Genomic DNA, 23916 nt, shown 5'->3' with positions numbered 1-23916 from the left:
CAGAGGAAATGGAGTATAGACTTAACAAGACGTATTGAGCAACTGAATTTGTCTATTCGAGGATGGATAAACTATTTCTCATTGGGAAATATGAAAAGTATTGTCACCAGCATAGATGAGCGCTTGCGNACTCGCCTACGAGTGATTATCTGGAAGCAATGGAAGAAGAAATCTAGACGATTATGGGGATTGCTTAAGTTAGGAGTTCCTAAATGGATAGCAGATAAGGTATCTGGCTGGGGNGACCACTATCAATTAGTAGCTCAGAAGTCGGTACTTAAACGTGCTATATCAAAACCAGTCCTTGAGAAACGTGGACTGGTTTCGTGTTTGGATTATTACCTTGAACGACATGCGTTAAAAGTTAGTTGAACCGCCGTATGCCGAACGGCACGTACGGTGGTGTGAGAGGGGCTAGAGGTTATCCCCTACTCGATTAGATTTCCCTATCGAAAATCCTTAAAAATGTGATATAATGAAGTGTTAGAAAAACAGGTTTCATTTGCCTGGAAAGGAAAAATTATGTCTGAAAAGAATTTTTATATTACAACGCCGATTTACTATCCATCTGGGAAACTCCATATCGGTTCTGCCTACACAACCATCGCCTGTGATGTCCTAGCCCGTTACAAACGCCTGATGGGCTACGATGTCTTTTATTTGACAGGTCTTGATGAGCATGGTCAAAAGATTCAGCAAAAAGCTGAAGAAGCTGGCATCACACCTCAAGCCTATGTTGATGGGATGGTAGTTGGAGTCAAAGAACTCTGGCAATTACTAGATATCTCATACGATAAATTTATCCGCACAACGGATGACTACCATGAAAAAGTAGTGGCGCAGGTCTTTGAACGCTTGCTGGCTCAAGATGACATCTACTTGGGTGAATACTCTGGTTGGTATTCAGTTTCAGATGAGGAATTCTTTACAGAAAGCCAGCTGGCGGAAGTATTCCGTGATGAAGCTGGAAATGTGACTGGTGGAATCGCTCCATCAGGTCACGAAGTGGAATGGGTATCTGAAGAATCCTACTTCCTTCGCCTCAGCAAATACCAAGACCGTTTGGTCGAATTTTTCAAAGCCCATCCTGAGTTCATCACTCCTGATGGTCGTCTCAATGAAATGCTGCGCAACTTCATCGAACCAGGTTTGGAAGACTTGGCTGTTTCTCGTACAACCTTTACATGGGGTGTTCCAGTACCATCTAATCCAAAACACGTTGTCTACGTCTGGATTGATGCCCTTCTTAACTATGCGACAGCGCTTGGCTATGATCAAGACGAACATGGTAACTTTGACAAGTTCTGGAATGGAACTGTCTTCCATATGGTGGGGAAAGACATACTTCGTTTCCACTCAATCTATTGGCCAATCCTTCTTATGATGTTGGATATCAAATTGCCAGATCGTTTGATCGCCCATGGTTGGTTTGTCATGAAAGACGGAAAAATGTCTAAGTCTAAAGGAAATGTCGTTTACCCTGAAATGTTGGTAGAGCGTTATGGGCTTGACCCACTTCGTTACTACCTCATGCGTAGCCTTCCAGTTGGTTCAGACGGAACCTTCACTCCTGAAGACTATGTAGGCCGTATCAACTACGAATTGGCCAATGATCTTGGGAACCTCCTTAACCGTACGATTTCCATGATTAACAAATATTTTGATGGAAAAATCCCTGACTATGTAGAGGGTGTGACAGAATTTGACCATGCTCTTGCCCAAGTAGCTGCCGAATCAATCGCTGACTACCATACACACATGGAAGCAGTTGATTACCCACGTGCTTTAGAAGCAGTCTGGACTCTGATTTCTCGTACTAACAAATACATCGACGAGACAGCTCCATGGGTCTTGGCTAAGGATGAAGCTCTCCGTAATCAATTAGCAAGTGTTATGAGCCACTTGGCAGCTAGCCTTCGTGTCGTAGCCCACTTGATTGAACCATTTATGATGGAAACCAGTCGTGCAGTCTTGACTCAACTTGGCTTGGAAGAAGTAGCGAGCCTTGAAAACTTGAGCTTGGCTGACTTCCCTGAGGGTGTAACAGTAGTTGCCAAAGGAACACCAATCTTCCCACGTTTGGATATGGAAGAAGAAATCGCCTATATCAAGGAACAAATGGAGGGCAACAAGCCAGCTGTTGAAAAAGAATGGAATCCAGACGAAGTCGAACTCAAACTAAACAAGGATGAAATCAAGTTTGAAGACTTTGACAAGATTGAAATCCGTGTCGCAGAAGTCAAAGAAGTGTCTAAAGTAGAAGGTTCAGATAAGTTGCTTCAATTCCGCTTGGATGCTGGTGATGGTGAAGATCGTCAAATCCTCTCAGGAATTGCAAAATACTATCCAAATGAACAAGAATTGGTCGGCAAGAAAGTTCAAATCGTTGCCAACCTCAAACCACGTAAAATGATGAAGAAATATGTCAGCCAAGGGATGATCCTCTCAGCTGAACATGATGGACAATTAACCCTTCTCACAGTTGATCCAGCTGTACCAAACGGCAGTGTGATTGGGTAAAAGTAGACAGGACTAGTTCATGCTAGTTCTGTTTTTTATTTAACTATTATGCTTTACAAACTAGTGTGGAAGTGGTATATTATAGATGAAGCTACTAGTAGGTATTACAAAATAGATAGAAGGGGGAAGGAATGAAGGAAACTCAACTATTAAAAGGTGTGCTTGAGGGTTGTGTCTTGGATATGATTGGTCAAAAAGAGCGGTATGGTTATGAGTTGGTTCAGACTTTGAGAGAGGCTGGATTTGACACTATCGTTCCAGGAACTATTTACCCTTTGTTGCAAAAGTTAGAAAAAAATCAATGGATAAGAGGCGACATGCGTCCGTCGCCAGATGGTCCAGATCGGAAGTATTTTTCGTTAACGAAAGAAGGAGAAGAGCGTGTCTCAGTCTTTTGGCAACAATGGGACGATTTGAGTCAAAAAGTAGAAGGAATTAAGAATGGGGGTTAAACCATGAAGAAAATGAAGTATTATGAAGAAACAAGCGCCTTGTTGCATGAGTTTTCTGAGGAGAATCAGCAGTATTTTGAGGAGTTGTGGGATAGTTTTAATCTTGCTGGATTTCTCTATGATGAGGACTATCTCAGAGAGCAAATTTATTTGATGATGTTAGATTTCTCAGAAGCAGAACGAGATGGCATGAGTGCAGAGGAGTATCTAGGTAAGAATCCTAAAAAAATAATGAAAGAGATACTCAAGGAAGCACCATGCAGTTCTATCAAGGAGTCACTGTTGACGCCAACCCTTGTCCTAGTGGTATTACGTTATTATCAACTACTCGGTGATTTTTCGAAAGGCCCTCTCTTAACAGTTAATTTGCTCACATTTTTAGGGCAACTTCTTCTTTTTCTGATTGGATTTGGGCTTATGGCTACAATCTTACGATGGAGTTTAGTCCAAGATTCTCCTAAGATGAAAATTGGCACTTATATTGTCGTTGGGAGTATAGTTCTTCTAGTTGTTCTGGGATATGTAGGAATGGCAAATTTCATACAAGAAGGAGCCTTTTATCTTCCTGCTCCCTGGGATAGTTTCCTTGTCTTTACGCTTTCTCTAGTCATCAGTATTTGGAATTGGAAAGAAGCGGTCTTTCGTCCATTTGTCAGTATGATTGTTGCCCATCTTGTTGTAGGTTCTCTGCTCCGTTACTATGAGTGGATGGGAATTTCAAATGTTTTCTTTACAAAAGTTATTCCTTTAGCAGTCCTCTTTATTGGAATCTTTATCTTGTTCCGTGGATTTAAGAAGATAAAATGGAGTGAAATATAGTCAAAAAGCCGTTGCAAAGCGGTTTTTTGTTATAATGAAGGGAAGAATGTTAGAAATTTAAGGAGAAAAATTTGATGAGATACATAACTCTTGGTCAAGATGACAAAGAATTATCAGAAATTGTTCTCGGAATGATGAGAATAGAAGATAAATCTGTAAAAGAAGTTGAAGAGCTTGTAGAAACAGCACTGTCTGTTGGAATCAATGCTTTTGACTTGGCTGATATTTATGGTCGTGGTCGTTGTGAAGAACTGTTAGGTCTTGTCCTAAAAAATCGTCCAGATTTAAGAGAAAAGATGTGGATTCAGTCCAAATGTGGCATTCGCATTGAAGAATTTACCTATTTTGATTTTTCTAAGGACTATATTATAAAATCAATTGACGGAATTTTGCAAAGATTGAAGATTGATCATCTAGATAGCTTGCTCCTTCATCGACCAGATGCTTTGATGGAATCTGACCAAGTAGCAGAAGCCTTTGATCTCCTTTATAAACAAGGTAAGGTTCGAAATTTTGGAGTTTCTAATCAAAATCCTATGATGATGGAGTTGCTTAAAAAAGATGTCAAGCAGCCGTTAGCTGTTAATCAGTTACAATTGAGTGCGGCTTTTACTCCAGGATTCGAATCAGGTTTTCATGTTAATATGGAAGATAGTCAAGCATCCATGCGAGATGGCAGCATTTTTGAATATTGCAAATTACACGATGTGGTCATTCAAGCATGGTCTGTCTTACAATTCGGGTATTTTAAAGGGAATTTTGTTGGAAATGAGAAATTTCAAGCTTTGAATCAAGTACTTGATCGTTTAGCTTTTAAATATGGAGTAACCTCTTCAACTATTGCCATTTCTTGGATATTGCGTTATCCAGCAAAAATGCAGGCAGTTGTAGGTACCACAAATCCTAAGCACTTGAGGGAAGTTAGCCAAGCGGCAAACTTTAGCTTAACAAGAAAAGAATGGTATGAAATTTATCTTGCAGCAGGGAATAATTTGCCGTAAGTAGAAGCAGATGTAAATAAATCACAGTCAAAAAGCCGTTGCAAAGCGGTTTTTTGTTATAATTAAATGAAGAATGTAGAATCAAAGGAGAATAACATGACTTTTGAAGAAATCCTGCCTGGCTTAAAGGCTAAGAAAAAATATGTACGCACTGGTTGGGGAGGGGCTGAAAACTATGTCCAACTCTTTGACACTATCGAACAAAGCGGGGTTGCACTTGAAGTGACGCCCTATTTCCTAATCAACGTGTCTGGAGAAGGAGAAGGTTTTTCCATGTGGAGCCCGACACCTTGTGATATTTTGGCGACGGATTGGGTAGAAGTGCATGACTAGGCGTGTACTCATTACAGGAGTGAGCTCAGGTATCGGATTAGCTCAAGCTCGCCTCTTTTTAGAGAAGGACTATCAAGTTTATGGAGTGGACCAAGGTGAAAATCCACTCTTACAGGGTGATTTCCACTTTTTACAGAGAGATTTGACCTTGGACTTGGAGCCTATTTTTGACTGGTGTTCTCAGGTGGATGTTTTGTGCAATACTGCTGGAGTTTTGGATGATTACAAACCGCTTTTGGAACAGACAGCGCAGGAAATTCAAGAGATTTTTGAAATTAACTATGTGATTCCTGTTGAGTTGACTCGGCACTACTTGACACAAATGCTGGAGAATAAAAAAGGAATCATTATCAATATGTGCTCCATTGCTTCTAGCCTAGCAGGTGGAGGTGGACACGCTTATACCTCCTCAAAGCATGCCTTGGCTGGCTTCACCAAGCAGTTGGCTCTAGACTATGCAGAAGCTGGGATTCAGGTCTTTGGGATTGCTCCAGGAGCTGTCAAGACGGGTATGACCGCTGCGGACTTTGAACCAGGTGGGCTGGCGGACTGGGTGGCTAGTGAAACGCCCATCAAGCGCTGGATTGAGCCAGAGGAAGTAGCAGAAATTAGCCTTCTCTTAGCAAGTGGAAAAGCAAGCGCCATGCAAGGACAAATCTTGACAATAGATGGTGGCTGGAGCTTAAAGTAGGAGTAGTTGGATGGAAATCAAAAAACACTTTGGAGTCTACGCTGTTTGCTTTGAAAATGGGAAGTTACTCTGCATTGAAAAAACGAGAGGCCCTTATCAATATCGGTATGATCTACCCGGTGGCAGTCAACAACTTGGTGAAGGACTTACGGAAACGCTGATTAGAGAAGTTTTGGAAGAGACGGGATTTACTGTTAGAAGCTACTCCAATCCTCGAATCTACGATGTTTTCGTCAGGGAAGAGTTAACAAATTTTATGGTTCACCATATCATGGCCTTGTATGATGTTGAAATGAATGGGGAGGCACCTCAAGTTACTATTTCTGAAGCTATCTCTGATGGTGTGAATGATTCACTGGGATATGTTTGGATGGATATTCAAAAAATCACAGAAGAAAATTCATCGCCATTAGTCTTGAAGATTAAGTCTGAATTATTAGGATTTCCAGAATTGGACAAGACTTCTTACATGAATTGGAAGGTGAATGATGAGAAACCAACTTGCCCTTAGTGGCGAAAAACTTGATGAAAAAGTTTATCCACAACTATTTCATCATGTTGGCATGATTCGTGGGGAATATTTGTTGAGAGAGCTCAATCAAAACATCCTATTACCAAGTTGTCAGCAATTTGTAAAAGATTATCTAGATACTATCTGTTCCTTGTACTCAGATGAGGAGATCTGGTATCGTTTTTCTGAGTTAACGAATACAGAAGCTAATTGTCTAGAGGGGACTAAAGAGTATTTTGATGAACGCCATCCTTTGTTTGGTTATAGAGGGACTAGGCGTTTACTGGCGTGTCCGGATGAATTTCAGGCTGAAGCACATGTCGTTACAGAAGTTTATCAAAACAATCCCAATCTATCCGTTATCTTTCCTTTTGTCAATGATGCCGACCAATTAAAACAAGCTATTACAGTATTGCGTCAGTATGGCTTTACTGGGAAAATCGGCACAATGATTGAATTGCCGTCAGCTTATTTTGACTTGGACAGAATAATGGAAACGGGCATTTCAAAGATTGTAGTTGGAATGAATGATTTGACTTCCTTTGTTTTTGCGACTGTGAGAAATAGTCAATGGCATGATATGGAAAGTCCCATTATGTTAGATATGCTGAGACAGATGCAGGATAAAGCAAGGACGAAAAAGATTGACTTTGCTGTGGCAGGTTATTTGAATGCTTCCTTCATACAAAAAATGAATCTGATGGGGATCAAGTGTATTATCCACTATAGTTCTATTCCAGAGATTTTTGATTTAGAGATTGACCATCCAGACCACCTCAAACGTGTAAAAGAAGTAAGTAAAAAATTACAAAGGAGCAACCCATGACACCGCAAGAAATGTGGAATGCCTATAAGCAAATCAACCCTTCTATCGGAGATGAGATAGATGCCTGGGCTTTTGGAGTAGATGCTGATCTCTTGGCAGATTTGGTTTTAAGAGGAGAAAAGACAGCAACTGCTTCTGCCTACGACCTCTACGCATTAGAAGACGAACCCCTTCCACAAGAAGGAAACTTTGATGTCATTTTAGATAGTCAAAATCAGGCTGTCTGCATTGTCGAAATTACAAAGGTTTCTGTTCAGCCCTTTCATCAAGTTTCTGCTGACCATGCCTACAAGGAAGGCGAGGGAGACAAATCTTTAGCCTATTGGCGTCAGGTTCATGAGGATTTTTTCAGAGACTGCTTGGGTGAAGCAGGATTGACTTTTACACCTGAAAGCAAGGTTGTTTTAGAAGAATTTCGCAAGGTCTACCCTCTGTAGACAGATAGAAGGAAGAAAGTTTTGGAAATCGCCGTCCAATCCTTTTTTCTTAGGCAAAACATGATATAATAAGTTTGTTTGAAGAAGAGCTCTAGCTCTTAAACTTAGATAGGAGAAAATTATGCAAGCAGTTGAACATTTTATTAAGCAATTTGTTCCTGAACACTATGATTTATTTTTAGACTTGAGTCGTGAGACCAAGACCTTTTCTGGGAAGGTGACCATTACTGGTCAAGCACAGAGTGACCGTATTTCCCTGCACCAAAAAGACTTGGAAATCGTTTCTGTAGAAGCTGCAGGTCAAGATCGTCCATTTACGGTTGATCATGACAATGAAGCCCTTCATATCGAATTGGCTGAGGCTGGTCAAGTTGAAGTGGTTATTACTTTTTCAGGAAAAATCACAGACAATATGACAGGAATTTACCCTTCATACTACACAGTTGATGGTGTCAAGAAGGAAGTCTTGTCTACTCAGTTCGAGAGCCATTTTGCGCGCGAAGCCTTCCCTTGCGTGGATGAGCCAGAAGCCAAAGCAACTTTTGATCTCGCTCTACGTTTTGACCAAGCAGAAGGTGAATTGGCCTTGTCTAACATGCCAGAAATCGATGTTGAAAACCGCAAGGAAACAGGTATCTGGAAGTTTGAGACAACACCTCGCATGTCTTCTTACTTGTTGGCCTTTGTTGCGGGTGATTTACAAGGAGTAACGGCTAAAACTAAAAACGGTACCCTCGTAGGTGTCTACTCAACCAAAGCCCACCCACTATCTAATCTTGATTTCTCACTAGATATTGCCGTTCGATCAATCGAGTTTTACGAAGATTACTACGGAGTCAAGTACCCAATCCCTCAATCTCTCCATATCGCCCTTCCTGACTTTTCATCAGGTGCTATGGAAAACTGGGGTCTTGTGACCTACCGTGAAGTTTACTTGGTTGTCGATGAGAACTCTACATTTGCCAGTCGTCAACAAGTTGCCCTTGTAGTGGCACATGAGTTGGCTCACCAATGGTTCGGTAACCTCGTGACTATGAAATGGTGGGATGACCTTTGGCTCAATGAAAGTTTTGCCAACATGATGGAATATGTCTGTGTGGATGCCATCGAGCCAAGCTGGAATATCTTTGAAGATTTTCAAACAGGTGGCGTTCCGTCTGCCTTGAAACGTGATGCGACAGATGGTGTGCAGTCTGTTCACGTTGAAGTCAAACACCCAGATGAAATCAATACGCTCTTTGATGGCGCTATCGTCTATGCCAAAGGAAGTCGCCTCATGCACATGCTTCGTCGTTGGCTAGGAGATGCTGATTTCGCTAAAGGTTTGCATGCCTACTTCGAAAAACATCAGTACAGCAACACCATTGGTCGTGACCTTTGGAATGCCCTTGGTCAAGCATCAGGTCGTGATGTTGCAGCCTTCATGGATTCTTGGTTGGAACAGCCTGGTTACCCAGTTCTTACTGTCAAAGTTGAAAATGATGTTTTGAAGATTTTACAAAAACAATTCTTCATCGGTGAGCACGAAGACAAGAACCGTCTCTGGGTGGTACCACTCAATAGCAACTGGAAAGGCTTGCCAGATACACTTGAAACTGAAAGTATCGAAATCCCTGGCTACGCAGCTCTTCTTGCTGAAAACAAAGGAGCTCTTCGTCTCAATACTGAAAATACAGCCCACTACATTACAGACTATCAAGGAGACTTGCTAGATGCTGTTCTTGCTGACCTAGTTGAGCTTGATAACACAAGCAAACTGCAAATCGTTCAAGAACGTCGCTTGCTAGCTGAAGCAGGGTACATTTCTTATGCTGACTTGCTCCCAGTCCTTGATAAACTTGCCAAGGAAGAGTCTTACCTTGTGGTTTCAGCTGTTTCTCAAGTGATTTCTGCCCTTGAGCGCTTTATTGACGAAGGAACAGAAGCTGAAACAGCCTTCAAAGCACTAGTTGCTAAATTGGCTCGTCACAACTATGACCGTCTTGGTTTTGAAGCTAAAGATGGGGAATCAGATGAGGATGAATTGGTTCGTCAGCTGGCTGTTTCCATGATGATTCGCTCAAATGATGCAGAAGCTAGTCAAATCGCTAGCCAAATCTTCGAAGCTCACAAGAATCAGCTTACAGGGCTTCCAGCAGCAATCCGTTCCCAAGTCCTAATCAATGAGATGAAACATCATGAGACCAAAGACTTGCTAGCACTTTATCTTGATACTTATACTCACGCAACAGATGCTGTCTTTAAACGTCAGTTGGCAGGAGCTCTTGCATACAGCACAGATGCGGACAATATCCAAATCTTGATTGCTTCTTGGAAGGACAAATTTGTGGTCAAACCACAAGACTTGTCAGCTTGGTATAATCATTTCCTATCTCATCAAGCAACTCAGGAAACAGCTTGGTCTTGGGCGCGTGAAAACTGGGCTTGGATTAAGGCAGCTCTTGGAGGAGATATGAGCTTTGATAGTTTTGTTATCCTTCCTGCTCACATATTTAAGACTCAGCAACGCTTTGTAGAATACAAGGAATTCTTTGAACCGCAACTTTCTGATCTTGCTCTTAGCCGTAACATCGGTATGGGAATAAAGGAAATTGCAGCGCGTGTTGACTTGATTAACCGTGAAAAAGCTGCAGTGGAAGCAGTCGTTCTTCAATACGGAACTAAATAATTAAGACTAAATAAAAGAAAACTCAGCTATCTCATGTAATACTCTTCGAAAATCAAATTCAAACCACGTCAGCGTCGTCTTACCGTACTCAAGTACAGCCTGCGGCTAGCTTCCTAGTTTGCTCTTTGATTTTCATTGAGTATAAAATGTAGAGAGTTGAGTTTTTTTTAAGGCAAATTTGGTATAATGGTTTTAATAAGGAGGAGTTTCTCATGATAAAAATCTTATTGGTTGAGGATGACCTAGGCCTGTCAAATTCAGTATTTGACTTTTTAGACGATTTTGCAGATGTCATGCAGGTATTTGATGGGGAAGAAGGTCTATACGAAGCTGAAAGTGGCGTCTATGACTTGATTTTGCTCGATTTGATGTTGCCAGAAAAAAATGGCTTCCAAGTCTTGAAAGAATTGCGTGAAAAGGGGATTACGACACCAGTTTTGATCATGACTGCCAAGGAAAGTTTGGATGACAAGGGACATGGTTTTGAACTAGGAGCAGATGATTATCTGACTAAACCTTTCTACCTAGAAGAACTCAAAATGCGGATTCAAGCCCTTCTCAAACGTTCAGGTAAGTTTAATGAAAACACCTTGACTTATGGAAATATTGTAGTTAATTTGTCAACCAATACCGTTAAGGTTGAAGATAATCCAGTCGAATTGCTGGGGAAAGAGTTCGATTTACTGGTTTATTTTCTTCAAAATCAAAATGTTATTTTGCCTAAGACTCAGATTTTTGATCGTCTATGGGGATTTGATAGTGACACAACGATTTCAGTTGTAGAAGTTTATGTTTCAAAAGTCCGTAAGAAATTAAAAGAAACCACTTTTGCAGAGAATTTGCAAACCTTGCGCAGTGTTGGGTATATTTTAAAAGATGTTCAGTAAACTAAAAAAAACATGGTATGCGGATGACTTTAGTTATTTTATCCGCAACTTTGGTGTCTTCACTCTGATTTTCTCTACCATGACTCTGATTATTTTACAAGTCATGCATTCGAGTCTCTATACTTCGGTGGATGATAAGCTTCATGGACTGAGTGAAAATCCTCAGGCAGTTATTCAGCTTGCTGTAAATAGGGCAACAGAAGAGATTAAAGATTTAGAGAATGCGGCTACAGATACTAGTAAGACTGAGGTGAAACCCAATGTCAGTTCCAACACAGAAGTCATTCTTTTTGATAAGAATTTTACCCAGCTCCTTTCTGGAAATCGATTTTTGGGATTGGATAAGATTAAATTAGAGAAAAAAGAACTAGGCCATATCTATCAGATTCAAGTTTTTAATAGCTATGGACAAGAAGAAATCTATCGCATGATATTGATGGAAACCAATATCAGTTCGGTTTCAACCAATATCAAGTATGCTGCTGTCTTGATTAATACTAGTCAGTTGGAGCAGGCCAGTCAAAAGCATGAGAAATTGATTGTCGTTGTGATGGCTAGTTTCTGGATTTTGTCTTTGCTTGCCAGTCTCTATCTAGCTAGGGTTAGTGTTAGGCCCCTGCTTGAGAGCATGCAGAAGCAACAGTCCTTTGTGGAAAATGCCAGTCATGAGTTACGAACTCCACTTGCAGTTTTGCAAAATCGCTTAGAGACCCTTTTTCGTAAGCCAGAAGCTACCATTATGGATGTGAGTGAAAGCATTGCATCTAGTTTGGAAGAAGTCCGAAATATGCGTTTTTTGACAACAAATTTGTTGAATTTAGCTCGTAGAGATGATGGGATTAAGCCTGAACTTGGAGAAGTTCCAACTAGCTTTTTTAATACGACTTTCACAAACTATGAGATGATTGCTTCAGAAAATGACCGTGTCTTCCGTTTTGAAAATCGTATCCATCGAACGATTGTCACAGATCAGCTCCTTTTGAAACAACTGATGACCATCCTATTTGATAATGCTGTCAAGTATACTGAAGAAGATGGTGAAATTGATTTTGTGATTTCAGCTACTGACCGTAATCTGTATTTACTTGTTTCTGATAACGGAGTTGGTATTTCGACAGAAGATAAGAAGAAAATTTTTGACCGCTTTTATCGAGTGGACAAGGCTAGAACTCGTCAAAAAGGTGGCTTTGGTTTAGGATTATCCCTAGCCAAGCAAATTGTAGATGCTTTAAAAGGAACCATTACTGTTAAAGATAATAAACCAAAGGGAACAATCTTTGAAGTGAAAATAGCCATCCACACACCATCTAAAAAGAAAAAATAAAAATATCGCTCCAATTGGAGCGATATTTTGGATTTATCTTCTACGTTTTCGTTTGATAATAGATCGTTGAATTTTTAAAACAAGTAAGCTGGATCCGATTGCTGCGGCAAATGCAAGAGCAGTTGAGAATTTTAATGCTAAAAAGATAAAACTAAAGATAGCAATACAGATACAAAAAATAGCTATATTAATAAAAAATAGGATTTCCTTGAGATTGGTATCAGATTGCGCTTCAGGTACATAATCTTGATAGCGAGGAACCTGCTGGTGCAATTCTTCTTGATAGTCTACCTCATAGGATTGTAATTTTCTTACGGGCATGTCTCTCTCCTTACAGTACATACCTATTTTATCATTTTTTCAGCAGAGAATTATTACAGAAAGGTTACAAAAAGAATAAAGTCCCTTTTCATTTTCAAAGAATAGCTGATTTTCCAGAATTGTGGTATAATTTTTCTTATGGAAAAGATTATTATTACAGCAACTGCTGAAAGTATTGAACAAGTTGAACAACTGCTCGAAGCTGGCGTAGACCGTATCTATGTCGGTGAGAAAGATTTTGGACTTCGTCTGCCAACAACCTTTAGTCATGACCAATTGCGTGAAATCGCTAAGCTGGTTCATGATGCTGGTAAGGAATTGATTGTTGCGGTCAATGCCCTCATGCACCAAGATATGATGGACCGTATCAAGCCTTTCCTGGATTTCTTGGAAGAAATCAAGACAGACTACATTACAATTGGAGATGCAGGTGTCTTTTATGTGGTCAATCGCGATGGTTATTCCTTTAAGACTATCTACGATGCCTCAACTATGGTGACAAGCAGTCGTCAGATTAACTTCTGGGGACAAAAGGCTGGCGCATCTGAGGCTGTTTTGGCGCGTGAAATTCCATCTGCTGAGCTCTTCAAGATGCCTGAGATTTTGGAAATTCCTGCTGAAGTGTTGGTTTATGGTGCTAGTGTCATTCACCATTCTAAACGTCCGCTCTTGCAAAACTACTATAACTTCACGCACATCGATGATGAAAAGACGCGTACGCGTGACCTCTTCTTGGCTGAGCCAAGTGACCCCGAGAGCCACTATTCCATTTTTGAAGACAATCATGGAACCCACATTTTTGCCAACAATGACCTTGATTTGATGACAAAATTGACAGAATTGGTAGAGCATGGTTTTACTCACTGGAAATTAGAAGGTCTCTATACACCTGGTCAGAACTTTGTTGAGATTGCAAAACTCTTTATCCAAGCGCGTAGCTTGATTCGAGAGGGCAACTTTAGCCATGACCAAGCCTTCTTACTGGATGAAGAAGTTCGTAAACTTCACCCTAAAAACCGTTTCCTTGATACAGGATTTTATGACTACGATCCTGATATGGTTAAATAAAGTAAATGATTCGTTGAGAGAAGGAAGATGCAAACCTTTCTTCTCTCAATTTTTCTTATTCTCCAATATTTTCAAAAAATCAGTAGGCTAGGACGCTCTGTTTACTGAGACTTTTAAGTAAAGTGCCCTTCTTGAGTTTGAAAATTATCCCATGTTTGCAGGTGCCAAATGGCCCTTTTTTTGGTATAATTTTTTATAATGGAAACGATTGGTAATCGCTATGTTGTGGTTGATTTAGAGGCAACTAGCACAGGTAGTAAGGCTAAAATTATTCAAGTGGGAATTGTTGTGATTGAGGATGGGAAAATCGTCGATCACTATACGACGGATGTCAATCCACATGAACCCTTAGATGCTCATATCAAAGAACTGACAGGATTGACAGACCAACGTCTGGCGCAAGCACCTGATTTTTCGCAAGTTGCAAGAAAAATCTTTGACTTGGTGGAGAATGGGATTTTTGTAGCCCATAATGTTCAGTTTGATGCCAATCTCTTGGCAGAAAATTTATTTTTTGAAGGCTATGAACTAAGAAGTCCTCGTGTTGACACGGTCGAATTGGCTCAGGTCTTTTTCCCTGAACTGGAAAAATATAGTTTACCGATTTTGTGTCGAGAATTAGGAATTTCTCTAAAACACGCCCATACAGCCCTTTCAGATGCTCAAGCTACAGCAGAATTACTCTTATTTCTACGGAAAAAGATGGCTCAGCTTCCTAAAGGTCTTTTGGAACGCTTGCTGGAGATGGCTGACGCTCTCTTATATGAGTCCTACCTGGTTATTGAAGAAATTTATCGTAGTCAATCTATCCTGAGTTCTCCAGACTTGGTTCAAGTTCAAGGACTGTATTTCAAGAAAACTACAGCTCCTCTGAAGCCGCGAAAATTATCTCAGGATTTTTCTAAAAATATTTCTCTGTTGAACCTTGAAGTGAGGGAGGAGCAAGAAAGTTTTGCTAAAGAGGTTGGCTTGCTATTGAAAGATGAGACTGTATCATTAATTCAAGCGCCAACTGGGATTGGGAAAACTTATGGCTATCTCTTACCCGCTTTGTCCCAAGTGGAAAATCGTCAGATTGTCCTTAGCGTTCCGACAAAGATTCTTCAAAATCAAACCATGGAAGAAGAAGGTAAACGTCTTAAAGATGTGTTCCATACAGATATTCATTCTTTAAAGGGACCACAAAATTACCTGAAGTTGGATGCTTTTTATCGTTCCTTGCAGGAAAATGATGAAAATCGCTTATTTAGACGGTTTAAAATGCAACTCTTGGTCTGGTTGACAGAGACAGAAACTGGGGATTTGGATGAAATCGGCCAACTCTACCGTTACCAACATTTTCTGACAGACCTTCGTCATGATGGGAATTTATCTTCTAAAAGCTTATTTGTGACGGAAGATTTCTGGAAACGTAGTCAAGAAAGGGCACAAACCTGTAAGCTTTTAGTGACCAATCATGCCTATCTTGTAACCAGACTTGAAGATAATCCTGAATTTGTCAGCGACCGTTTATTGATTATTGATGAAGTCCAAAAAGTTTTGTTGGCTATAGAAAATCTGCTTCAAGAGACCTACGATATCCAGTCTATTATTGCTTTAGTTGATAAGGCTTTAGTAGAAGAACAAAACAGGATTCAACAACGAATACTAGAAAGTATTCGCTTTGAGTTTATTTACTTGATAGAACAATTTCAGTCTGGAAAATCTAAGAAGAGTATCTTGGATTCTTTTGCCAATCTCCGCCAGTATTTTTCAGAATTAGAGGTAGAAGGCTTTGAGGAACTGGTTCGCTATTTTACTGTTGAAGGTGATTACTGGCTTGAAGCAACTGAAACGAGTCAGAAGAAAATTCAGATTTCTTCTACAAAATCAGGTCGTATTTTTCTATCTTCTTTAGTGCCTGATTCATGTCAAGTCTTGGGAGTGTCGGCCACTCTTGAGATTAGTCAGAGGGTTTCTTTGGCAGACCTTTTAGGCTATCCTGAAGCCAAATTTGTCAAGGTTGAAGCTGGTAAAAAACAGGATCAAGAAGTGGTCTTGATCAAAGATTTTCCTCTAGTAACAGAAACCTCCTTAGAAGTCTATGCCAAGGAGGTAGCTGATTTGCTGATGAAAGTTCAAGCTTTCCAGCAACCGATTTTGGTTCTCTTTACTGCTAAAGACATGCTTCTAGCAGTATCAAATTTACTCCCTGTAAGTCATTTAGCCCAGTATAAAAATGGCGATGTCCATCAGCTAAAGAAACGTTTTGAAAAAGGTGAACAACAAATCCTGCTTGGTGCAGCAAGTTTCTGGGAGGGAGTTGATTTTTCAAGTCATCCTTTTGTGATTCAAGTTGTACCAAGACTTCCTTTCCAAAATCCCCAAGAGCCCTTAACTAAAAAGATTAATCAGGAACTGAATCAAGAAGGGAAAAATGCCTTTTATGATTATCAATTGCCTATGGCCATTATTCGTTTAAAGCAGGCTTTGGGAAGAAGTATGAGACGCGAACACCAACGTTCCTTAACTCTTATTTTGGATAAGAGAATTGTCGGAAAGCGATACGGCAAGCAAATAGTGACTTCTCTAGCAAAAGAAGCGAGCGTTACAACGATCGCTCAATCTGAAGTTAATGAGGCTATTGATAGATTTTTAAATGAACTTTGATAAATAGTATTGTATGAAAGTATAAGGTTAGTGTATATGAAACGTTCTCTCGACTCTAGAGTCGATTATAGTTTGCTATTACCAGTATTTTTTCTACTGGTTATTGGCGTGGTGGCTATCTATATAGCTGTTAGTCATGATTATCCAAACAATATTCTGCCCATTTTAGGGCAGCAGGTCGCCTGGATTGCCTTGGGGCTTGTGATTGGTTTTATCGTCATGCTCTTTAATACAGAATTTCTTTGGAAGGTGACCCCCTTTCTATATATTTTAGGCTTGGGACTTATGGTATTGCCGATTGTTTTTTATAATCCAAGCTTAGTTGCATCCACAGGTGCCAAAAACTGGGTATCGATAAATGGTATTACTTTGTTCCAGCCGTCAGAATTTATGAAGATATCCTATATCCTCATGTTGGCTCGTGTCATTGTCCAGTTTACCAAAAAACATAAGGAATGGAGACGCACAGTTCCGCTGGACTTCTTATTGATTTTCTGGATGATTCTCTTTACCATTCCAGTCCTAGTTCTTTTGGCACTTCAAAGTGACTTGGGGACGGCTTTGGTTTTTGTAGCCATTTTCTCAGGAATCGTCTTGTTATCAGGAGTTTCTTGGAAAATTATTATCCCAGTATTTGTGACTGCGGTAACAGGTATTGCTGGCTTCTTAGCTATTTTTATCAGCAAGGACGGAAGGGCTTTTCTTCATCAATTAGGAATGCCGACTTACCAAATCAATCGTATCTTGGCTTGGCTCAATCCTTTTGACTTTGCCCAAACAACCACTTACCAGCAGGCTCAAGGACAAATTGCTATTGGCAGTGGTGGCCTATTTGGTCAGGGATTTAATGCTTCGAATCTACTTATTCCAGTTCGCGAGTCGGATATGATTTTCACGGTTATCGCAGAAGATTTTGGCTTCATTGGCTCAGTCCTTGTCATTGCTCTCTATCTCATGCTCATTTACCGTATGTTGAAGATTACTCTCAAATCAAATAACCAGTTCTACACCTATATTTCCACTGGTTTGATTATGATGTTGCTCTTCCACATCTTTGAAAATATCGGTGCTGTGACGGGCTTGCTTCCTTTGACTGGGATTCCTCTGCCTTTCATTTCACAAGGAGGATCAGCTATTATTAGTAATCTGATTGGTGTTGGCTTGCTTTTATCGATGAGTTACCAGACTAATCTAGCTGAAGAAAAGAGTGGAAAAGTCCCATTCAAACGGAAAAAGGTTGTATTAAAACGAATCAAATAAGGAGAAAATCATGGTTAAAGTAGCAGTAATGTTAGCTCAGGGCTTTGAAGAAATTGAAGCTTTGACAGTTGTAGATGTCTTGCGTCGAGCAAGTATCACTTGTGATATGGTAGGATTTGAGGAGCAAGTAACAGGTTCGCACGCAATCCAAGTCAGAGCAGATCGTGTATTTGATGGTGATTTATCAGACTATGACATGATTGTCCTTCCTGGAGGGATGCCTGGTTCTGCACATTTGCGTGAAAATCAGGCTTTAATTCAAGAATTGCAAAATTTCGAGCAAGAAGGGAAGAAACTGGCAGCCATTTGTGCGGCGCCAATTGCCCTCAATCAAGCAGGTGTATTGAAAAACAAGGAATACACTTGTTATGACGGTGTTCAAGAGCAAATCCTTGATGGTCACTACGTCAAGAAAACAGTAGTGGTAGATGGTCAATTGATAACCAGTCGAGGTCCCTCAACAGCCCTTGCCTTTGCCTACGAGTTGGTGGAGCAATTAGGAGGAGACGCAGAGAGTTTACGAGCAGGAATGCTCTATCGAGATGTCTTTGGTGAAAATCAGTAAAACGGGAGTCACTCTCTCGTTTTTTTACTTGGAAAAATCTAGGAAATCATCGCTTTTTTAAGGAAAAAATGGTATAATGAAAGCTATGAAATATCACGATTACATCTGGGATTTAGGTGGAACTTTACTGGATAATTATGAAACTTCAACAGCCGCATTTGTTGAAACATTAGTGCTGTATGGTATCACACAAGATCATGATAGTGTCTATCAGGCTTTAAAGGTTTCTACTGATTTTGCGATTGAGACATTCGCTCCCAACTTAGAGCATTTTTTAGAAAAGTACAAGGAAAATGAATCCAGAGAGCTTGAACACCCGATTTTATTTGATGGAGTTTCTGATTTATTGGAAGACATTTCAAGTCAAGGTGGGCGTCATTTTTTGGTTTCTCATCGAAATGATCAGGTCTTGGAAATTTTAGAAAAAACTTCTATAGCAGCTTATTTTACAGAAGTGGTGACTTCTAACTCAGGCTTTAAGAGAAAACCAGATCCTGAGTCCATGATTTATTTAAGAGAAAAGTATCAGATTAGCTCTGGTCTTGTTATTGGTGATCGTCCCATTGATATCGAAGCAGGTCAAGCTGCAGGACTAGCTACTCACTTGTTTACCAGTATCGTGAATTTAAGACAAGTATTAGACATGTAAGAAAAAGGAAAAAGATGACAGAAGAAATCAAAAATCTGCAGGCACAGGATTATGATGCCAGTCAAATTCAAGTTTTAGAGGGCTTAGAGGCTGTACGTATGCGTCCAGGGATGTATATCGGATCAACCTCAAAAGAAGGTCTTCACCATCTAGTCTGGGAAATTGTTGATAACTCAATCGACGAGGCCTTGGCAGGATTTGCCAACCATATTCAAGTCTTCATTGAGCCAGATAATTCGATCACTGTTGTCGATGATGGGCGTGGTATCCCAGTCGATATTCAGGAAAAAACAGGTCGACCTGCCGTTGAGACTGTCTTTACTGTCCTTCATGCTGGAGGAAAATTCGGCGGTGGTGGCTATAAGGTCTCAGGTGGTCTTCACGGAGTGGGGTCGTCAGTAGTTAACGCCCTTTCCACTCAATTAGACGTTCATGTCCACAAAAACGGTAAAATTCATTACCAAGAATACCGTCGTGGTCATGTTGTTGCAGATCTTGAAGTAGTTGGAGACACAGATAGAACTGGAACAACGGTTCATTTTATACCGGACCCAGAAATCTTCACTGAAACAACAACTTTTGATTTTGATAAATTAAATAAACGGATTCAAGAATTGGCCTTTCTAAATCGCGGTCTTCAAATCTCCATCACAGATAAGCGCCAAGGTTTGGAACAAACCAAGCATTACCACTATGAAGGTGGGATTGCTAGTTACGTTGAATATATCAATGAGAATAAGGATGTGATCTTTGATACACCAATCTACACAGACGGTGAGATGGATGATATCACAGTTGAAGTAGCCATGCAGTACACAACGGGTTATCATGAAAATGTCATGAGTTTCGCCAACAATATTCATACCCATGAAGGTGGAACGCATGAGCAAGGTTTCCGTACAGCACTGACTCGTGTTATCAATGATTATGCTCGTAAAAATAAGTTGCTCAAAGATAATGAAGACAATCTGACAGGAGAAGATGTCCGTGAAGGACTGACTGCAGTTATCTCAGTTAAACACCCAAATCCGCAGTTTGAAGGACAAACCAAGACCAAATTGGGAAATAGTGAAGTGGTCAAGATTACCAATCGCCTCTTCAGTGATGCCTTTTCTGATTTCCTCATGGAAAATCCACAGATTGCTAAACGTATTGTGGAAAAAGGGATTTTGGCTGCCAAAGCTCGTGTAGCTGCCAAGCGTGCGCGTGAAGTCACTCGTAAAAAATCTGGTTTGGAAATTTCCAATCTTCCAGGAAAACTAGCAGACTGTTCTTCTAACAATCCTGCGGAAACAGAACTTTTCATCGTCGAAGGAGATTCAGCTGGAGGGTCAGCCAAATCAGGTCGTAACCGTGAATTTCAGGCAATTCTTCCAATTCGTGGTAAGATTTTGAACGTTGAAAAAGCAAGCATGGATAAAATTCTTGCCAACGAAGAAATTCGAAGTCTTTTTACAGCGATGGGAACAGGATTTGGAGCAGAATTTGATGTTTCGAAAGCCCGTTACCAAAAACTCGTTTTGATGACCGATGCCGATGTCGATGGAGCCCACATTCGTACCCTTCTTTTGACCTTGATTTATCGTTATATGAAACCAATCCTAGAAGCTGGTTATGTTTATATTGCCCAACCACCAATCTATGGTGTCAAGGTTGGAAGTGAGATTAAAGAATATATCCAGCCGGGTGCAGATCAAGAAATCAAACTCCAAGAAGCCTTAGTCCGCTATAGTGAGGGACGTACCAAACCAACTATTCAGCGTTATAAAGGTCTTGGTGAAATGGATGACCACCAATTGTGGGAAACAACCATGGATCCTGAACACCGCTTAATGGCTAGAGTATCTGTGGATGATGCTGCAGAAGCAGATAAAATCTTTGATATGTTGATGGGGGATCGAGTAGAACCTCGTCGTGAGTTTATTGAAGAAAATGCTGTCTATAGTACACTTGATGTCTAAAAAATCGGGAGAAGTAGTTCCCTTGGTCTAAAAAATATGATATAATCATTACGATTGTTTCAAGTAAAAAAGGAGTTTAATATGTCTGCTAGACTAGTAATTTATTTAATAATTGCAGTTGCAGTTTTATTGGTCATTGCCTATGCTATCGCAATCTATGTAAGGAAGCGCAATGAAAGTAAATTAGCAATTTTAGAAGAGAAAAAAGAAGAGCTGTACAATCTGCCAGTTAATGATGAAGTTGAAGCTGTAAAAAATATGCACTTGATTGGACAAAGTCAAGTGACTTTCCGTGAATGGAATCAAAAATGGGTTGATTTATCTCTTAATTCTTTTGCCGATATTGAAAATAATCTTTTCGAGGCAGAAGGCTACAATAACTCATTCCGTTTTTTCAAAGCGAGTCATCAAATTGATCAAATCGAGAGTCAAATAACCTTGATTGAAGAAGATATTGCAGCAATTCGCAATGCTTTAGCAGATTTGGAGAAACAAGAGTCTAAAAATAGTGGACGTGTTCTGCATACCTTGGACTTGTTTGAAGAGTTACAACACCGAGTTGCTGATCATTCTGAAGAATATGGACAAGGGTTGTCTGAAATCGAAAAACAATTGGAAAATATCCAATCAGAGTTTTCTCAGTTTGTAACTTTAAACTCGTCTGGTGACCCAGTAGAAGCTGCTGTGATTTTGGATAATGCTGAAAATCATATCTTGGCTTTGACACATATTGTTGATCGTATACCAGCAGTTGTAACAACATTATCTAAAGAGCTACCTGATCAGCTAGAAGATTTGGAGGATGGTTACCGTAAGCTTTTAGATGCTAATTATCATTTTGCTGAAACGGATATTGAAGCACGTTTCCAACTGCTTTATGAAGCTCTCAAGAAAAATCATGAGAATATTGCGCAATTAGAATTGGATAATGCAGAGTACGAAAATACTCAAATCCAAGAAGAGATTAATGCACTTTATGATATTTTTACACGAGAAATTGCTGCACAGAAAGTGGTAGAAAGTTTAGTAGCAACACTTCCTACTTATCTTCAACATATGAAAGATAGTAATACTGTTTTAGTGGATGATATTCAACGACTAAGCCAGAATTATCTACTTTCTGAAATAGATGTTAGTCATGTTCATAGATTGCAATCTGAATTAGACTCTTTGGAAGAATCTGTATTAGCATTAACTTCTGAACAAGAGGAATATTTTGAGCCATATTCATTACTTGAAGAACGTTTGGAAAACTTACAAGCAACTTTGAAAGAAATTGAGGATGAGCAAGTTGAACTTAGTCAACGTCTTGCTCAGATTGAAAAAGATGATATCAATGCTCGCCAGAAAGCAAATGTTTATGTTAATCGTCTTCATACAATTAAGAGATATATGGAAAAACGCAATCTTCCAGGTATTCCTCAGAATTTCTTGCAGTTGTTCTTTACAGCAAGTAACCATACAGAAGAGTTAATGGCTGAACTAGAAGAAGCTCAGGTCAATATCGAAGTTGTAAATCGTATGCTTGAGATTACAACAAATGATATGGAAGCACTTGAAGATGAAACTTATGATATTGTTAAATATGCAACTTTGACTGAACAACTACTACAGTATTCGAATCGTTACCGCTCATTTGATGAACGAATTCAGGAAGCCTTTAATGACTCATTAGAAATCTTTGAAAAAGAATTTGATTACCATGCTTCATTTGATAAGATTTCGCAAGCTTTGGAAGTCGCAGAACCTGGTGTAACCAACCGTTTCGTTACTTCATATGAAAAGACACGTGAGACAATTCGTTTCTAACATAATAAAAAAGATTTGGTTTTGTGAGAAGCAGAACCAAATCTTTTTTATTAATTGTCTATAAAATCTTGTATGATAAAATCTTAAGATAAAAAATTGGAGACGATTTAAAAAGTAAATCAGAACCTATGTTTGGCTTATAAGGTTCAAAAAACTTTTTAATCTCTCCAAAATGTTATTTGGTTGGAATCGAAATTTCAATTAATTTCTCTGAGTAGAGGGTTTTGATATTGGCCTCATCAATAGAGTCCTTATCAATTTTACGATTCAAGAAAAATTCTTGAATAGCTTCGATTTCAGTTTCGCGAATAGCACGGTGTTTGTTTGAAATGAGGATTTCATAGTGAAGCGGAGCTTGGGTAAAAATAACATCTGTATTTCCCGCAGAATAGACCTCAACAAGGGTTGCATCGGTACTTTCTAGCTGGCTTTTTACAAGTTGCGAGTGTGAGTTTGTCGTATTGATAAGCTTCATAACATTTCCTCCGATTTTCTAATTCTATTATAGCACTTTTTGAATAAAGTAGCATGATTTATACTCAATGAAAATCAAAGAGCAAACTAGGAAGTTAGCCGCAGGTTGCTCAAAACACTGTTTTGAGGTTGTAGATAAGACTGACGAAGTCAGTCACATATATACGACAAGGCGAAGCTGACGTGGTTTGAAGAGATTTTCGAAGAGTATTAGTCAATCTTATGCTGTTTTTTCCAAGATTGGATGGCCCATTTATGGCTACCACGTTTGAGGTTTTCAATAGCCTCGTCAATAGGGAACCAGGCAATATGATTAAAGTCTTCTAGTGGTTTTTGTACTTCTTTGAAGGAAGTCGCTTCATAGAGGTAGGCAGGATTGTAGTAGTAGGTGTCACGGTGACGAGAGTAGAAATATTCGTCAGCTTGTCCGTAATAGGTACCAATTTCAGCAGTGAATCCAAGCTCTTCAATCAATTCACGTTTTAGGGCTTCCTGATGATTTTCACCTGCTTCAATTTCGCCACCTGGTAAGAACCAAGCGCCATTAGGCGCTTGAACAAGAACAATTTGTTTTTGTTCAGCGTCTGGGATAACTGCATACACTCCATAGCGTGCAACATAGTCTGTATTTGCTTTTTTTTCTCCGAAAGTTGGGTTTGCCATTGCATTTTCCTCATTATCTAGTATCGTT

Annotated in this window: 23 protein-coding genes; 20 read left to right on the top strand and 3 right to left on the bottom strand. The window is 39.7% G+C overall.

Features of this window, described 5'->3' with window-relative positions; genetic code table 11:
• The 13 genes from D8787_RS06925 to ciaH form a co-directional block, all read left to right on the top strand.
• A partial coding sequence (locus D8787_RS06925; protein WP_312023282.1) for a group II intron maturase-specific domain-containing protein occupies positions 1-372 on the top strand: 372 nt, incomplete at its 5' end.
• Positions 373-522: 150 nt separating this feature from the next.
• On the top strand, positions 523-2520 hold the full coding sequence (gene metG, locus D8787_RS06920; protein ID WP_125422127.1) for a methionine--tRNA ligase: 1998 nt from the start codon (positions 523-525) through the stop codon (positions 2518-2520).
• Between the two features lie 131 nt (positions 2521-2651).
• The gene (locus D8787_RS06915) at positions 2652-2972 is read left to right on the top strand and encodes a PadR family transcriptional regulator (RefSeq protein ID WP_000665422.1); all 321 of its coding nucleotides are present in this window, start codon (positions 2652-2654) and stop codon (positions 2970-2972) included.
• 3 nt (positions 2973-2975) lie between these two features.
• Complete coding sequence (locus tag D8787_RS06910) at positions 2976-3791, top strand: hypothetical protein (RefSeq protein ID WP_125422124.1); 816 nt, start codon at positions 2976-2978, stop codon at positions 3789-3791.
• Between the two features lie 74 nt (positions 3792-3865).
• Complete coding sequence (locus tag D8787_RS06905) at positions 3866-4792, top strand: aldo/keto reductase (protein WP_125422121.1); 927 nt, start codon at positions 3866-3868, stop codon at positions 4790-4792.
• A gap of 96 nt (positions 4793-4888) precedes the next feature.
• The gene (locus D8787_RS06900) at positions 4889-5125 is read left to right on the top strand and encodes a DUF2829 domain-containing protein (protein ID WP_102210724.1); all 237 of its coding nucleotides are present in this window, start codon (positions 4889-4891) and stop codon (positions 5123-5125) included.
• Positions 5118-5816, top strand: a complete 699-nt coding sequence (locus D8787_RS06895) for a 3-oxoacyl-ACP reductase (RefSeq protein WP_125422118.1) — start codon at positions 5118-5120, stop codon at positions 5814-5816. The genes D8787_RS06900 and D8787_RS06895 overlap by 8 nt, the downstream gene beginning before the upstream one ends.
• Positions 5817-5826: 10 nt before the next feature.
• The gene (locus tag D8787_RS06890; RefSeq protein WP_125422115.1) at positions 5827-6327 is read left to right on the top strand and encodes an NUDIX hydrolase; all 501 of its coding nucleotides are present in this window, start codon (positions 5827-5829) and stop codon (positions 6325-6327) included.
• On the top strand, positions 6305-7153 hold the full coding sequence (locus tag D8787_RS06885; protein WP_125422112.1) for a putative PEP-binding protein: 849 nt from the start codon (positions 6305-6307) through the stop codon (positions 7151-7153). The genes D8787_RS06890 and D8787_RS06885 overlap by 23 nt, the downstream gene beginning before the upstream one ends.
• Complete coding sequence (locus D8787_RS06880) at positions 7150-7590, top strand: ASCH domain-containing protein (RefSeq protein WP_125422109.1); 441 nt, start codon at positions 7150-7152, stop codon at positions 7588-7590. The genes D8787_RS06885 and D8787_RS06880 overlap by 4 nt, the downstream gene beginning before the upstream one ends.
• A 121-nt stretch (positions 7591-7711) precedes the next feature.
• Positions 7712-10258: a M1 family metallopeptidase gene (locus tag D8787_RS06875; protein WP_125422106.1), complete on the top strand. Its 2547-nt coding sequence runs from the start codon at positions 7712-7714 to the stop codon at positions 10256-10258.
• A 212-nt stretch (positions 10259-10470) separates the two neighbouring features.
• Entirely contained in the window at positions 10471-11145 is a 675-nt protein-coding gene (ciaR, locus tag D8787_RS06865; RefSeq protein WP_125422103.1) for a two-component system response regulator CiaR, read from the top strand.
• Positions 11135-12469, top strand: a complete 1335-nt coding sequence (gene ciaH / locus D8787_RS06860) for a two-component system sensor histidine kinase CiaH (protein ID WP_125422100.1) — start codon at positions 11135-11137, stop codon at positions 12467-12469. The genes ciaR and ciaH overlap by 11 nt, the downstream gene beginning before the upstream one ends.
• A 33-nt stretch (positions 12470-12502) precedes the next feature.
• Here ciaH and D8787_RS06855 read toward each other — a convergent pair whose 3' ends face one another.
• The gene (locus tag D8787_RS06855; protein WP_125422097.1) at positions 12503-12790 is read right to left on the bottom strand and encodes a DUF3270 domain-containing protein; all 288 of its coding nucleotides are present in this window, start codon (positions 12788-12790) and stop codon (positions 12503-12505) included.
• A gap of 138 nt (positions 12791-12928) precedes the next feature.
• Between D8787_RS06855 and D8787_RS06850 the strand changes: the two genes are divergently transcribed.
• The 7 genes from D8787_RS06850 (at position 12929) to ezrA (ending at position 22751) form a co-directional block, all read left to right on the top strand.
• Complete coding sequence (locus tag D8787_RS06850; protein WP_125422094.1) at positions 12929-13858, top strand: peptidase U32 family protein; 930 nt, start codon at positions 12929-12931, stop codon at positions 13856-13858.
• Between the two features lie 198 nt (positions 13859-14056).
• Positions 14057-16507 (top strand): bifunctional DnaQ family exonuclease/ATP-dependent helicase, encoded by a 2451-nt coding sequence (locus D8787_RS06845; protein ID WP_125422091.1) that lies wholly within the window; start codon positions 14057-14059, stop codon positions 16505-16507.
• 36 nt (positions 16508-16543) lie between these two features.
• Positions 16544-17767 carry an FtsW/RodA/SpoVE family cell cycle protein gene (locus tag D8787_RS06840; protein ID WP_125422088.1) on the top strand — a complete coding sequence of 408 codons (1224 nt, stop codon included), beginning with the start codon at positions 16544-16546 and terminating at the stop codon, positions 17765-17767.
• A gap of 10 nt (positions 17768-17777) precedes the next feature.
• Positions 17778-18332 carry a DJ-1 family glyoxalase III gene (locus tag D8787_RS06835; protein ID WP_125422085.1) on the top strand — a complete coding sequence of 185 codons (555 nt, stop codon included), beginning with the start codon at positions 17778-17780 and terminating at the stop codon, positions 18330-18332.
• An 85-nt stretch (positions 18333-18417) separates the two neighbouring features.
• Positions 18418-18981, top strand: coding sequence for an HAD family hydrolase (locus D8787_RS06830; protein WP_042901576.1), 564 nt, complete (start codon positions 18418-18420; stop codon positions 18979-18981).
• A gap of 14 nt (positions 18982-18995) precedes the next feature.
• Entirely contained in the window at positions 18996-20942 is a 1947-nt protein-coding gene (gene gyrB / locus D8787_RS06825) for a DNA topoisomerase (ATP-hydrolyzing) subunit B (protein ID WP_125422082.1), read from the top strand.
• 81 nt (positions 20943-21023) lie between these two features.
• Complete coding sequence (gene ezrA, locus D8787_RS06820) at positions 21024-22751, top strand: septation ring formation regulator EzrA (RefSeq protein ID WP_125422079.1); 1728 nt, start codon at positions 21024-21026, stop codon at positions 22749-22751.
• A 175-nt stretch (positions 22752-22926) separates the two neighbouring features.
• Here ezrA and D8787_RS06815 read toward each other — a convergent pair whose 3' ends face one another.
• Both D8787_RS06815 and D8787_RS06810 read right to left on the bottom strand, forming a co-directional pair.
• A complete protein-coding gene (locus D8787_RS06815) occupies positions 22927-23226 on the bottom strand; it encodes a DUF1827 family protein (protein ID WP_125422076.1) in 300 nt (99 codons plus the stop codon).
• Between the two features lie 209 nt (positions 23227-23435).
• Positions 23436-23888: an NUDIX hydrolase gene (locus D8787_RS06810; RefSeq protein WP_000013079.1), complete on the bottom strand. Its 453-nt coding sequence runs from the start codon at positions 23886-23888 to the stop codon at positions 23436-23438.
• Positions 23889-23916: the final 28 nt, after the last annotated feature.

The sequence above is a fragment of the Streptococcus mitis genome (assembly GCF_003944325.1).
GTDB classification, from domain to species: Bacteria; Bacillota; Bacilli; order Lactobacillales; family Streptococcaceae; genus Streptococcus; species Streptococcus mitis_CW.
Note: the sequence above shows the minus strand (reverse complement) of the source record. Positions and strands in the feature narration are given on the sequence as shown.